This is a genomic window from Aliiroseovarius sp. CAU 1755, from assembly GCF_054482655.1.
In genome coordinates this window covers 647,305-661,197 of record NZ_JBTLRH010000003.1, presented here as the reverse complement: position 1 = coordinate 661,197, position 13,893 = coordinate 647,305, and the positions used below count along the sequence as shown (strand labels likewise).

Sequence of the window (13,893 nt, the reverse complement as noted above, 5' to 3'; positions counted from 1 at the left end):
GCCGCTTTTCCTAGGTGGGTATTGGGTGGGATTACCCAAAGACCTTGGTCAACGCCTTGTCCACGGTGTCGGTGATGCGGTCGATGTCATCCGCCGACGCGATCAGCGCGGGGCTGAAACACAGCGCATTATTGCGCCCCGGAACAGACCTGTTGATCGCCCCGATGATCACGCCCTGCGCGCCGCAATCCGCGACGACTGCGGCGATCTCTTTCTCGGAAACGGGGTCTTTGGTGGTCCGGTCCGTGACCAGCTCGGCCCCAAGAAACAGCCCTTTGCCCCGCACGTCACCAATGACGCGGTGCTTTTCCATCAGGGCGCGCAGGTTGTCCAGCATCCTGTCGCCCATCTGGATGGTGTTATCAAGCAGCCCCTCGTCTTCGATGATGCGCATGTTTTCAAGGGCTGCAGCCGGACCAGCCGTGCAGCCGCCAAAGGTCGAGATGTCGCGGAAATAGTTCATCGGATCGTCGCTGTTGTCCTTGAACATCTCGAAGACATGTTCGGTCGTCACACAACAGGCAATTGCCGCATAGCCTGACGCCACGCCCTTTGCCATGGTGACGAAATCGGGCTTGATGCCGTAGTGCTGATACCCAAACCACGTTCCGGTGCGCCCGACGCCGCAGACCACCTCGTCGATATGCAGGAGCACATTGTATTTCGTGCAAATCTCTTGCACGCGTTCCCAATACCCGGGCGGAGGGGGGATTACACCACCACCTGCGGTAACCGGCTCCAAGCACAGCGCACCCACGGTGTCGGCGCCTTCGGCCAGAATGACCTGTTCGATCGCATCGGCTGCGTGTTGGCCATATTCCTCGCTGGAAAGATGGGCCAGACCCTGTTCGTGCGCGCGGTACTCCATACAGTGCGGCACCCGCACGAAATCAGGCGCGAAGGGGCCATACTGGGCGTTGCGCTCGTCTTGCCCGCCACAGCTCATCGCGGCGAGGGTCGAACCGTGATAGTCGCGGTCCCGATACAGGATTTTGGTCTTCTTGCCACCATAGCGCTTGTGCGCGATCTGGCGAACCATCTTGAAGGCCTTCTCGTTCGCTTCAGAGCCCGAGTTGGTATAATAGACCCGCGTCATGCCTGGCATTTTGGAGATCAGCTTTTCCGAGAACATGGCCCCGGGGATCGACCCGGCAGACCCCGAGAAATAGTTCAGCTTAACCAGTTGGTCGCGCACCACATCGGCGATGCTTTCGCGGCCATAGCCAACGTTGACAGTCCAGACACCGCCAGAGACCGCGTCAAGGTATTCCTTGCCGTTCTGGTCCCAAACGCGCATGCCCTTGCCTTCGACGATGATCCGGGGGTCAACCGTTTCAAACGGTTTATGCTGTGTCAGGTGGTGCCACACATGAGCCTTGTCAGCCTCGACCACCTTCGAGATGTCGTTGTCCTTGATCGCGCCGTCCATGGTATCCTCCGTCACTGGGTGTTCCCGCTGCGACCGGCAGTCATGAGAACAGAGATTCCTTGATCAAAAGAATGACCTCATTTGGGGTCGCAAGAAATAGGGCCAGTGGTTTCTATCTTTATGTCCAGATTGAGCGTGGTTTGGCATTGTCCTCGTGATTGCCACCCTGGTTCCTGGGTCGCTGCAGCTGGGGAGTCGTCGCGGCAATCAGGCTGGGGTGCGAAAGGTGCGGCAGGCACAGCTTGACTGCAAAGCGGTCATGGATCTGTTTGCAACGCTTGGCTGAGACATCGCTCACGCGCTGCGATCATGTTCGAAAAAGCGGACAATCCAGTCGGCGAACATGCCGTTATCAGCTGACTTGGGAAGAGACTTTCGCGCCGCGTCTATGACGGCGGCGGGTTTGTCATCAGCCAGTTCCTCGATCAACGCGGCGATGAAATCATGTGACATCTCAGGATGGTTTTGGGTGGTGAAGATGTGGTCGCCGACCACGAACCCACCGATGGGGCAGCCCGCATGGCGAAACACCACCTGCGCACCGTCTGGCAGGGCGGTAACCTGTTCGATATGTGCACCATATTGCCAGAAGCGTTTGACCTCGAGCCATGGCATGTGGCTGCAAACCTCTACTTCTGTCGAGCCGAACCCCCACCCATCGGGGTTTTGGTCAACCTGTCCCCCAAGGGCCATGGCGATAGCCTGATGACCAAAGCAGGCACCGAACATTGGCACACGTGCGTCCTCCAAGCGTTGGATCAGGTCCAGCAGCTTTACGATCCAACCGGCGTTGTCATGCACCGAGGCAGGGCTTCCCGTTACGATCCAGCCATCGAACTCCGAAGGCGATTGCGGAAATTCGTCATCCTTCACGCTGAACACCGTGAATTTCCAGTCAGGGCGCTTTGCCCCAATCAAGGTCTGCCACTTTTGCCCATCTTTTGGATGGCGTTGTGCAAATGCGCTTTCATCGGTGTTGGTCATCAAGATCGCGATCCGCATGATTTCCCCGCTTTACATATTTAACATGTTCTCTAACATATTTTCAGACGCGCAACATACAACTGCATAACGGCCAAGGAGGCGCGCATGACGGTCTGGACCCCCAATGACGACGGATTTGCCGATCTGTCCAGCCACGACACTTTCGTGAATGGTCCGCCACACAATACGTTTGCCCGCCTGCGCCGTGATGATCCGGTCAGTTGGTCAGATTGGGAGGGCGGAAAAGGCTTCTGGAACATCGTGCGCCACGCGGACATCACCGAGCTGAACCGCAACTACCAGGTCATGTCCTCGGCTCGCGGCATTCGCATGGAGGACCAGTCTTACGAAGAATATCTGGCGCGACGCACCTTTCAGGAAACCGACCCGCCCGAGCATTTGAAAACGCGCATGAAGGTGGGCAAGGCATTTTCGCGCCCCGTGGTGTCGGAGTTTGAACAGCAGATCCGTGATTTGTGCCAGCCAATTTTGGACAAAGCGCTTGCGATGGGCACGTTTGATGCGACCAAGGAGATTTCACGCCTGCTGCCTATGATGATGTTGGGCAGAATTCTCGGCACGCCCGACGAAGACCTGCCCTGGCTGGTTGAAAAAGGCGATGCGCTGATTGCCAATACGGACCCGGATTTCACCGATCATGTGCTTGATAAGATGGAAACCGACGAATACCGGATGATGCCGTTTAACAGCCCGGCGGGCGCCGAATTGTTCGACTATGCCCGCGATCTTTTGGCGAAAAAGGAGCGCGCGGGCGACACGGACGGTGTGCTTCAGATGATCTTGCAACCCGACAAAGACGGCAACGTCATGCCGGAACAGGAGTTTCGCAATTTCTTCTGCCTTTTGGTGGCGGCGGGCAATGACACCACGCGTTATTCGATCGCAGCGGGTATTCAGGCGATGTGTCACCAGCCGGAACTGCTGGGCCAGATGCAAGAAGGCGGCGATGTCTGGGCCACCGCCCCGGACGAGATCATCCGCTGGGCCACGCCCGCGCTTTATTTCCGGCGCACGGCGACATGCGACCATGAAATCCACGGCAAGACGATCCACGAAGGGGACAAGGTGCTCTATTGGTGGATTTCGGCAAACCGCGATGAAGAGGTGTTCGACGACCCGAACCGCGTTGACCTGCACCGCAGCCCCAACCGGCACATGTCCTTCGGGCAAGGCGGGCCGCATGTCTGCCTTGGCATGCATTTGGCGCGTCTTGAGGTGCGGGTTTTGTTTGAAGAACTCGCAAAACGCGTCAAACTGGTCGAACCGGCAGGGGATCACAAGTTCCTGCGGTCTAACTTTGTCGGTGGGATCAAGGAATTGCCTGTCACGATGCAGGCCAAATAACCCCGGCAATCGGGGTTGGCCCGGAAGTGATCGGGCAGGGAGGTTAGATGAAAGACCGATTGCGCGCCCTGTGGTGCGATCACCTGAGCATTCTGCGCGGCAAATACCTGCCCAACCACAAGATCGAAGATGGGAATACGCGCTTCTGCCGGTCCACCTTCGGCGTGCATTACGACAAAGACCTGCTGGACGCCCCCGGCGCAATGATGAAGGAAGGCCTGCCGGATATGGAGCTTCGCTGGCGCGAGGCGGATATCCGCGACAGTTGGGAAAGCTCCACTCAGATCGTGATTGGCGATCTGTATGATCAGGACGGTGCACCGCTTGAGCTGTGCGGGCGACAAGCGTTAAAGCGCGCGATTGCCGCGTGGGAAGCGCGCGGCCTGAAACCCATGATCGGGATCGAGCTGGAATGCTACGCACTGATGGCCAACGAAATCGGGCGCCTTGTGCCTTATGACGCGCCGGGCGGGGTGGTTTACGGGACAGGGCCGTTTTCGGACCCTCTCCGCTTCACCGATGACATCTGGGAACGCGCGGACAATCTGGGCTTCAATGTCGACATGATCACCGCAGAATATGACAGCCCGCAGTTCGAATTTACGCTGACCTTCGATGAAGCCTTGAAGCAGATGGACGATATCGTGTTGTTCCGCCAGATGGCGCGTGAGGTCGCGTTGGAACACGGATTGGTCCTGACCTTCATGCCGAAACCAATTGCCGAGGCTGGTGGGTCCGGCATGCATATCAACTTCAGCTTTCAGGATCAGGACGGGCGCAATGCGCTGGACAATGGCCCGGTTGGCGGACCCGATAACATGAACGAACTGGCGCGCGGCTGTATTTCGGGTCTGATGCATCACCACAAGGGGCTGTCGGGCTTGGTGGCACCCACTTCGAATTCCTATCAACGGCTGCAACCCGGCTCGCTGTCCGGCTATTGGCGCAACTGGGGCGGGGATCATCGCAACGTCACCACGCGCATTTCGGGCGAGGGCGGGGCCAAAACGCGGCTGGAACACCGGATGGCGGACGCGACGGCCAACCCTTACACGGCGGTCGCGGCTGTGCTTCAGGCATCGCTGCTGGGGGTGGAGCAGGGTTATGACCTTGGCCCAATAGAAACGGGCGATGGGTTTGATCGCACCGACGCGCGTGACGGCACGGCCGTCGACCTGAAACGCGCGATGAATGATCTGGAGGCTGACCAGGTGCTGGGTGACGCGGTGGGGCGGCTTCTGGTCGACAACCACATTTTCATGAAGCGCAAGGAAGTCATTAAAACCCGTGATCTGGAAGGCGACGGGCTTAGGGATTTTTATGTGCATTTTGTTTAATCTCAATTGAGGTGACCTGGGGGCCCGTCCGATTTGTGCTACACTGGGCGCACAAAACGGAGGATCACATCATGCAGCTTGGGGCATTTTCAGTCAGTCTTGCCGTCAAGGATTTGGCGAAATCCCGCGCCTTTTATGAGGCGCTTGGGTTCACCGCCTATGCCGGAACCGAAGAGCATAATTACCTGATTATGAAGAACGGAGACACGCTGATCGGGCTGTTTCACGGCATGTTCGAAGGCGCGATGTTGACCTTCAACCCCGGATGGGATCAATCGGCGGGCAACGTGGACCCGTTTGAAGATGTTCGGGACATCAAAGCGCGCTTGAAAGCAGCGGGGCTGGAAGTGACGCAGGAGCAAGGCGGAGATGACGGCCCAGCCAGTTTTGTTGTGATCGACCCCGACGGTGTGCCGGTTTTGATTGATCAGCACCGATAATGAGAAAAGCCGCCCAAATCGGGGCGGCTTTTGCATTTGCGCGACGTGGGTCAGACCGCCGCGAACCCCGCTTCCAATGCGGTCAGGATCGTTTGCACATCATCAGCCGTCAGCACCAGTGGTGGCGATAGAATGATGTTCGGGCCGGACACGCGGATCATGGCGCCGTTCTGATACGTGACCTCTTGAATGGTGTTGACCGTCTGCTTGTCGATGGGGGCTTTGGTGGCGGCGTCCGACACCAGCTCTAGCGCGCACATCAACCCGTGCCCGCCGCGCACGTCGCCCACGATATCATTGGCCGAGCCAATCTTTTGCAGTCCGGCAAACAACTCGGCCCCGCGTGCAGCGGCGTTTTCGTTGACCTTCAAACGCAGGGTTTCCTGCAGGCACGCGATGGCAGCGGCGGCCCCGACCGGATGACCAGAATAGGTATAGCCGTGGCCAATGGCGGCCTTGCCTGTCGTGTCTTTCTCAAACGTCTCCACCACGTGGTCGGCGATCATCACCGCGCCAAATGGGAAATAGCCGTTGGTGATGGCCTTGGCGGTGCACATGAAATCGGGTTGGACACCCCAATAGCGGCTGCCGCTCCAGCCGCCGGTGCGGCCAAAGGCGGTGATAACCTCGTCTGCAATCAGCAGTATGCCGTGTTTGGTGCAAATCTCGCGCACGCCCGGCATGAAGCTTTCATGCGGTGGGATGACACCGCCTGCGCCAAGGATCGGCTCCATGATGAACGCTGCGATGGTGCCTGCGCCTTGGAAAGCGATCTCGTCCTGCAACGCTTGCAGGCAAAGCTGCGCTAGTTTTTCCGGGTCGGTTTCGTTGAACGGGTTGCGATAGGTATAGGGGGCGGGGATGTGAAAGCAGCCCGGCAGAAGAGGTTCATACTGGGTGCGGAAATTGGCGTTTCCGTTCACCGAGGCGCCGCCCATATGGGTGCCGTGATAGCCTTTCTTCAGGCTCAGGAACTTGGTGCGTCCCTGTTCGCCCCTGATTTTATGAAACTGGCGCGAAAGCCGCAGCGCGGTTTCTATGCTGTCCGACCCGCCCGAGGTATAGAACGCGCGCGTCAGCCCGTCGGGCGCGAAAAAATCGCGCAGCATCTCGGACAGCTCGATCACCTTGTCATTCGTGGTGCCCCGGAAGGTCGAATAATAGGGCAGTTGGTCCAATTGGGCGGTGATTGCGTCCTTGATTGGTTGGCAAGAAAAACCAAGGTTCACATTCCACAGGCCGCCGACACCGTCGACCACTTCATGCCCGTCGACATCTGTAATCCGAACACCTTGCGCCCCGGTGACGATGGTGGGCGGATTGGCCAAGCTGTCCGCCGGGTGCGTCATGGGATGCCAAAGTGATCGGGCGTTTTTTTCTTTCAGAAAGTTGGAATCTTTCATTTCAAGCCTCTTTCTGCAGCGTCATCTGCGACTCGTAAGTTGGGAAAGTGTCAGGTGGAAAGCCACCCAGAATGCGGGTTGTATGGCGGGCATGGGCCATCAACTTGTCTCGGATCATCATGCGCAGCGGGTCCGTCATCCGCGACACCGGCGCGGCCACAGCCATCGCGCCAATACAGTATGACCTAGCGTTAAAGATCGGCACGGCGTGCGAGATCACATCTTCCTCAAATCCACCAGAGGATGTAGCGATGCCCTCGGCTCGGATCGACGGGAGTAAAGCGCGGATGTCGTCGGGATCGGTGATGGTTTGGGATGTGCGGGCTTTCAGCGGGCGCGACAGGGTTTCGTCGACAAAGGATTGCGGTGAATAGGCCAGCACGGCCAGTCCCGAACCCGTGGAATGAAGCTCCAACACTTCGGCGTCGTCCATCATCACCATCGTGCCGTGGCGGTTGGAATAAGCATAAGCGAGGTTTGACAGCACCTCGCCATTCAACAGCGACATATGCGCGGTTTCGCCCGTCGCGTCGCTGAGGTCTGTCAACTGATTCAGCGCAACATCGCGCATGGGCACGTGCTTTTCGCGCAGTGCTGCAAGACGGAGAAAGGCGGGGCCAAGGCGGTATTCACGGCCGGTTCCGACCTGTTCGACGAATCCATGCGCGGCGAGCTCACCCAGCAACCGATACACCGTGGCCTTATTAATTGCAGAAAGGCGTGCAAGATCGCTTAGCCCGATCTGAGGGGTGGCGCGGCTGAAATAATTCAGCAATGACAGGGCTTTGGATGGTGTCCCCATTGGTGATCCCATGTTCTTACGGGGCACAAGATCAGGCGCGACCCGCAAAATTACTTCGCATGTTCATTGTTTTGTTGACAGGATTGACCCGGCTCTGTCAATATAAATTTAAACCAAAGGTTCAAATAATGAACCGACACTTGCGAACACGACGTAACAGGGAGATCGTCATGAAAACCAAATCCATCCTTGCGGGGGCCGTCGCGCTGACCGCTGCTGCACTTGCTGGCCCGGCGCTGGCCGAATACCCAGAAAAGCCTGTCAGTTTCATCGTGCCGTGGCCTCCGGGCGACCTGGAAGACGTGCTGACCCGGATGATCGCCGAAGACTTTCAGGCCGAATACGGCGTGTCGGCGGCTGTGGTGAACAAACCCGGCGGCGGTGGTGGTCCGTTCCCCGGCGCGATCGACGTGGCAACCGCCCCGGCGGATGGTTACACCATCGGCAGTTTCGTCCCCGCCGTGCCGGTGATCGGCCACGAGATCGGCATCGACGAACTGACCCCGGCCAAGTTCGACCCGATTGGCATTTTCCTGACTTACCCGTTTGTGATCGCGACCAGCATGGACGCGCCCTATAGCTCGATGGAAGAGCTTGCGGCCTATGCCAAGGAAAACGACGTGGCGCTGGGCCATTTCGGCGACGTTCTGACCCCGACGCAGGTGACGAAAGCCTATGCGATCAATGCTGAATTTAGCTGGGGATCGGATGCGGCCTTCGACGCGCTGGATTGCAATACGCTGGCGTCCGGCGATGCGGACGTCATCAACACCACGTTGCAGTTGATCCTGCCCTGCCTTGACAGCGTAAAGGTTCTGATGGCTGTGACCGACGAGCGTATCAGCCTTATCCCCGACGTGCCGACCATCGGCGAATTGGATGAAAGCCTGAACATCGCACTATGGAACGGTCTGTTTGTCACCAAAGACACCCCAGCAGACGTGCGTGAAAAGATCGCAGCCGTTGCCTCGAAAACCGTGATGAGCGAACGGGCGCAGGCTGTCGCCAAGGAAACCGGCGCGCTGGTCTATTGGATGGATGCAGAGGCCTCGGCGGCCCGCATCGCAACCGATCAGGAAACCGGTGCGCGGATTGGCAAGATCCTCGAATAATACTCCCTGAGCAGGGCCGGCATCGTCTGGCCCTGTTTTCCGATGAGGGGCAGGCATGAGCGACGACATTTCCGAACATCCGGACCGACCGCAGCGCGGCCAAGTGCTGTTCGCAGCCTTGTTCCTGATCTGCGCGACGTTGTTGATCGCGGCCTTGGGCAGCCAGACCAAGTGGCTGGATGGCAAAGATTTCTTTGCCCAGCCCCGGTTCTGGCCCGCCATTGGCGTGGGTGGCATGGTGTTATTCACTGCCCTGCATTTCTGGCATCTACCTCGCAAACCGCGACGTCTGCCGCGCTGGATGCGTGAGGCGGACTGGCTACAATGGGCGGAAAGCCTGTTCTGGGGTGTGCTGGCGCTTGCCCTATCTCTGTGGCTGGGGCCGATCAAGGCCGCACCCTATGTGTTTCTGGTGGCGACCATTCGCGTGACGTGGCTGTACCAACACTGGACCGACCGGCGCGAGGCGAAGGTCTGGGCGTCCGTGGTTGAATGGGCGGGTTGGTTTCTGGCCTATGTCCTTTTGGTGCCGATCATCGGGTATCTGCCGGTGACTGTCGCCTTCACGTTGCTCTTGACATGGCGGGTGGGCTACCGCGACCGCATCATGATGATAAGCGCGGTTCTGTTCGCCATCGCCGTCGTGCTGGTTTTCAAAAGCTTCCTGCAAGTGAAAATCCCCGGCAGCGCGCTGTATGAGTATTTGCCCGGCGCGCTGCGCTCTTTCTTCATCCTGAATTTCTGAGGGGCCGATGGATCTGATTTTCGACTTCCTTGCACAGGTTCAGGCCAGTTCAAATTATCTGGCGCGCTGGGACGTGGTGCTGGCGCTTTTGGTCGGGTCGGTTGGCGGCGTGATCATCGGCGCGATCCCCGGCGTGGGACCAGCGGTTGCCATTGCGATCTTGCTGCCCGCGACCTTTTCGATGGACCCGATTGTTGGGCTGACGGTGCTGCTGGGTATCTATGGAAGTTCGATGTATGGCGGGTCGATCCCGGCGATCTTGATCAACACCCCGGGCACGGCGGTCAATGCGCTGACCACCTATGACGGCTTTCCGATGACCACACGGGGCGAGGCGCGCCGCGCGTTGTCGCTGGCCTACAGTTCGTCGTTTTTCGGTGGCGTTTTCTCGGTAATGTGCCTGATCTTTTTCGCGCCGGTATTGGCGAAAGTCGCCCCGATGTTTGGCAGCCGGGAAATCTTTTTGGCCGCGCTGTTGGGCATCATTCTTGTGGTGACAGCGCACCGCAAACACACGTTGATAGCCGCCGCCATGGCGTGTTTTGGCATTTGGCTGAACACGATCGGGCTGCATTCAGCCAGCTATTCCAAGCGCTATACGTTTGACCAAAGCTGGCTGTCGGGCGGCGTGAACCTAATCGTCGTCGTATTGGGGTTGTTTGCCTTGAGCCAAGCCTTCACGCTGCTGCATGGTGACGACGAAAAAGTTCGCCTGACCAAGCTGAAAGGCAGTTTTTTTCAGGGGTTCCGAGAGCTTGCCCGCCATCCGCGCATCGCCGGTGTGTCCGGAGGCTTTGGCGTGATCATGGGGATGATCCCCGGCGTGGGCGAATTTACCGCGCAGTTCATGTCCTACACCTATGCGCAGAAATCCTCGAAACGTCCCGAAGATTTCGGCCATGGATCAAGCGAGGGGCTGATCGCGGCCGAAACCGCCAACAACGCCGTGCCTGCGGCCGCCATGGTGCCGCTGCTCGCGTTGGGCATCCCGGGCGAGGCGCTGACGGCGATGATGCTGTCGGTCTTTTACGTCCACAACGTGATCCCCGGACCGCAACTGTTCCAAAACGAGATGGACTTCGTCGTCGCGCTCTACCTCGCGCTTTTGATCTTGAATGTGCTGGTGGTGATCTTCTTGCTTGTCGCCACCAACCAGTTGATCAAGGTTGTGAAAATCCCCAATCGGTTTCTTGGCGTCTGCATTCTGATCCTCAGCTTCGTGGGGGTTTATAGTCTGCGCAACTCGTTCACCGACTGCATTCTGGCGGCGGCTTTTGGTATCTTCGGCTTCATTATGAAACGGATGCAACTGCCCGTCGTGCCTATCGTGCTTGGTATGGTTCTTGGCGGCATCATGGAAGTGAAACTGCGCAGCGCCATGGCGCGGGTGAAAACCCCGCTCGACTTCATTGATCGCCCGATTGCGGCGATCCTGTTTACAATGATTATTCTGGTTTTGATCCTGCATTTTCGCCGGGTCTGGCTGGACCACAAGGAAAGAAAGACGGACGAATGGCAGACCAGTCACGCATCAACGAGCTTCGCAGCCATCCTGTCGCGCCGCAGAACCTTTATATTGACGGAGCGTGGGAAGAAGGTTCGGGGGAAACGCAAGACGTTCTCTCGCCGATTGACGGATCGACGCTGACGACGATCATCCGTGCGTCCGCACTGGATGTAGATCGGGCGGTGGCCGCTGCACGGCGCGCGTTTGACGACGGGCGGTGGAGCAGGGCTGCGCCTGCGCATCGAAAGAAGGTGCTGCACAAGCTGGCCGATCTGATCGAGGCCCATGCGCTGGAACTGGCGGTTCTTGGTGTCCGTGACAACGGGACCGAGGTTGGAATGGCGTTGAAGGCGGAACCCGGATCAGCCGCTGGCACGTTTCGGTATTACGCCGAAGCTCTGGATAAGGTTTACGGCGAGATTGCTCCGACGGCGGGCAACGTGTTGGGGCTTGTGCACAAGGAGCCTGTGGGCGTTGTCGGCGCCATTGTGCCGTGGAACTTCCCATTGATGATTGGGGCATGGAAGCTGGCCCCTGCACTGGCGGCAGGCAACTCGGTTGTGTTGAAACCTGCCGAAACCGCTTCGCTGAGTTTGCTCAAGCTCGCGGAACTGGCGTCCGAAGCGGGCTTGCCTGATGGCGTTCTGAACGTCGTGACCGGCAAAGGATCCATCACCGGTGAAGCGCTGGCCATGTCGATGGATATGGATGTGCTGGTCTTTACAGGCTCGGGCGGGGTTGGGCGCAGGTTGCTGGAGTACTCGGCGCGGTCAAACCTGAAACGCTGCTATCTGGAACTTGGGGGCAAATCGCCGAACGTGGTCTTCTCTGATGCGCCTGACCTCGAGATGGCGGCGAAAATGTCTGCCGCTGGGATCTTCCGCAATGCCGGTCAGGTCTGCGTCGCGGGCTCGCGATTGCTGGTCGAGGAAAGCGTGCATGATGAATTCGTTGAAGCTGTATCCCGACACGCCGCGGCCATGAAGGTTGGTGACCCATTGGACCTGACCACCAATATCGGTGCGGTGAATAACTTGACCCAGCTTGAGGGCAATCTGGGTTTTGTCACCCGTGCGCAGGAAGAAGGCGCGCATGTCGCGCTGGGCGGGTCGCGTGTGCTTGAGGACACCGGCGGATATTATATGGAACCGACCGTGCTGACTGGCGTTCAGCCACAGCATCATGTGGCCCAGAACGAGGTATTTGGCCCGGTCCTTGCCGTGACCCCCTTCAAGACCGATGAAGAGGCCGTGCAAATAGCTAATTCTACAAATTTCGGTTTGGCCGCAGGGGTTTGGACGTCGAACCTAAGCCGTGCGCACAGAATGGTGCGCGACATTCAGGCGGGCGTGGTGCATGTGAACACCTATGGCGGTGCGGACGGCACGGTGCCGTTGGGTGGCGTCAAGCAATCCGGCAATGGGCATGACAAATCAATGCACGCGTTCGACAAGTATTTCGACCTTAAGACAGCCTGGATGCAGCTATGAGCGATAAGACAATTCTGGTCGTCGGGACCTATGACACCAAGGATGACGAGCTGAATTACATCGCGGACGTGATCCGTGGGCAGGGCGGTGCGGTCAGGACGATGGACATCTCGGTCCTGGGCGACCCCAACGCGCCGTGCGACTATTCAAAGCATGACGTGGCCCAGGCTGGTGGGTCGACGATACAGGCCGCCATCGACAGCGGGGATGAAAACACTGCCATGCAGATCATGGCGCAAGGGTCGGCGGCGCTGGCATTGAGGCTCTATCGCGAAGGTGTGTTTGATGGGCTGATTGTGTTAGGCGGCACGATGGGCACCGATGCGGCGCTGGACTTGTGTCAGGCACTGCCGATCGGGGTGCCGAAATACGTGGTCTCGACCGTCAGCTTCTCGCCCTTGATCCCGCCAGAACGCCTTCCGGCTGATGTGCAGATGATCCTGTGGGCAGGTGGGCTTTATGGGCTGAACTCGATCTGTAAGGCCTCGCTGTCGCAGGCGGCGGGGGCCGTGTTGGGCGCGGCGCGTGCGGTTGAAAAACCTGACTTCTCCAAGCCACTGATCGGCATGACCAGCTTTGGAAAAACGGTCCTTCGTTACATGGTCAGCCTGAAGCCTGCGCTGGAAGAACGCGGGTTTGAGGTCGCGGTTTTCCACGCCACTGGTATGGGTGGGCGGGCATTTGAGTGTCTTGCCAAAAACGGGGCGTTTGCCGCCGTTCTGGACTTTGCCCCGCAGGAACTGGGCAATCATATCATGGGGTCGACAATTTCGGCGGGGCCGGATCGGATGACTGGCGCGGGGGCGTCTGGCACGCCTCAGATGGTGTCCATCGGGTGCTATGATCTGGTGGATTTCATTGGCTGGCAAGAGGTGCCATCGAAGCTCGCCGGGCAAGAGGTCCACGCTCATAACCGCCTTCTATCGTCGGTGGTGATGTCGCCGGATCAGCGCCGTGAGATGGCGCGGGCCATGTGTGCCCAGCTTTCCGACGCGAAGGGGCCTGTGACGCTGCTCCTGCCTTTGAAGGGTGGCAACGAATGGGACCGTGAAGGTGGACCGCTGCATGATGCCGATGGGCTGGCGGCCTTCATTGATGAAATCCGCACCCAATGCCCGGACAACGTGACCCTTCTGGAATTGGACGCCCATATCAATGACCCGGCGTTTTCAGACCGCGTGTTGACCGAATTCGATGGATGGGTCGCGGCAGGCATCGTCAAGGCATGAGGCAACTTGTTGCACCTACAATGAATTGCGTTTCCCAAGCGCGCGGTGTT

12 protein-coding genes are annotated in these 13,893 nt (G+C 58.6%); 8 read left to right on the top strand and 4 right to left on the bottom strand.

Annotated features, from left to right (window positions below; all coding sequences use genetic code 11):
• Positions 1–31: 31 nt before the first annotated feature.
• Entirely contained in the window at positions 32–1,429 is a 1,398-nt protein-coding gene (locus ACXYMP_RS15170) for an aminotransferase family protein (protein ID WP_298566779.1), read from the bottom strand.
• Positions 1,430–1,723: 294 nt separating this feature from the next.
• Positions 1,724–2,431: a type 1 glutamine amidotransferase gene (locus ACXYMP_RS15165; RefSeq protein WP_458907319.1), complete on the bottom strand. Its 708-nt coding sequence runs from the start codon at positions 2,429–2,431 to the stop codon at positions 1,724–1,726.
• An 87-nt stretch (positions 2,432–2,518) separates the two neighbouring features.
• Here ACXYMP_RS15165 and ACXYMP_RS15160 point away from each other — a divergent pair, with 87 nt between their 5' ends.
• From ACXYMP_RS15160 to ACXYMP_RS15150, 3 genes are all read left to right on the top strand, one after another.
• A complete protein-coding gene (locus tag ACXYMP_RS15160; RefSeq protein WP_298566219.1) occupies positions 2,519–3,778 on the top strand; it encodes a cytochrome P450 in 1,260 nt (419 codons plus the stop codon).
• A 47-nt stretch (positions 3,779–3,825) separates the two neighbouring features.
• Entirely contained in the window at positions 3,826–5,115 is a 1,290-nt protein-coding gene (locus tag ACXYMP_RS15155) for a type I glutamate--ammonia ligase (RefSeq protein WP_458907317.1), read from the top strand.
• Positions 5,116–5,186: 71 nt separating this feature from the next.
• On the top strand, positions 5,187–5,555 hold the full coding sequence (locus tag ACXYMP_RS15150; RefSeq protein ID WP_298566223.1) for a VOC family protein: 369 nt from the start codon (positions 5,187–5,189) through the stop codon (positions 5,553–5,555).
• A gap of 50 nt (positions 5,556–5,605) precedes the next feature.
• Here the strand turns inward: ACXYMP_RS15150 and ACXYMP_RS15145 are convergent, their stop codons facing one another.
• Together ACXYMP_RS15145 and ACXYMP_RS15140 are read right to left on the bottom strand one after the other, a co-directional pair.
• A complete protein-coding gene (locus ACXYMP_RS15145) occupies positions 5,606–6,958 on the bottom strand; it encodes an aminotransferase class III-fold pyridoxal phosphate-dependent enzyme (RefSeq protein ID WP_458907314.1) in 1,353 nt (450 codons plus the stop codon).
• 1 nt (position 6,959) lies between these two features.
• Complete coding sequence (locus tag ACXYMP_RS15140; protein ID WP_458907312.1) at positions 6,960–7,760, bottom strand: IclR family transcriptional regulator; 801 nt, start codon at positions 7,758–7,760, stop codon at positions 6,960–6,962.
• 170 nt (positions 7,761–7,930) lie between these two features.
• On the opposite strand from ACXYMP_RS15140, the gene ACXYMP_RS15135 reads away from it, so the two are divergent.
• The 5 genes from ACXYMP_RS15135 to ACXYMP_RS15115 are packed head-to-tail and all read left to right on the top strand — an operon-like array spanning position 7,931 to position 13,843.
• Positions 7,931–8,872, top strand: a complete 942-nt coding sequence (locus ACXYMP_RS15135) for a tripartite tricarboxylate transporter substrate-binding protein (RefSeq protein ID WP_458907310.1) — start codon at positions 7,931–7,933, stop codon at positions 8,870–8,872.
• Between the two features lie 55 nt (positions 8,873–8,927).
• A complete protein-coding gene (locus ACXYMP_RS15130) occupies positions 8,928–9,617 on the top strand; it encodes a tripartite tricarboxylate transporter TctB family protein (RefSeq protein WP_248363742.1) in 690 nt (229 codons plus the stop codon).
• Positions 9,618–9,624: 7 nt separating this feature from the next.
• Positions 9,625–11,265, top strand: a complete 1,641-nt coding sequence (locus tag ACXYMP_RS15125) for a tripartite tricarboxylate transporter permease (RefSeq protein ID WP_458907307.1) — start codon at positions 9,625–9,627, stop codon at positions 11,263–11,265.
• Complete coding sequence (locus tag ACXYMP_RS15120) at positions 11,148–12,614, top strand: aldehyde dehydrogenase (RefSeq protein ID WP_458907374.1); 1,467 nt, start codon at positions 11,148–11,150, stop codon at positions 12,612–12,614. Before ACXYMP_RS15125 ends, ACXYMP_RS15120 begins: the two co-directional genes overlap by 118 nt.
• Positions 12,611–13,843 (top strand): Tm-1-like ATP-binding domain-containing protein, encoded by a 1,233-nt coding sequence (locus ACXYMP_RS15115; protein ID WP_458907305.1) that lies wholly within the window; start codon positions 12,611–12,613, stop codon positions 13,841–13,843. Before ACXYMP_RS15120 ends, ACXYMP_RS15115 begins: the two co-directional genes overlap by 4 nt.
• The last annotated feature ends 50 nt before the right edge of the window (positions 13,844–13,893 follow it).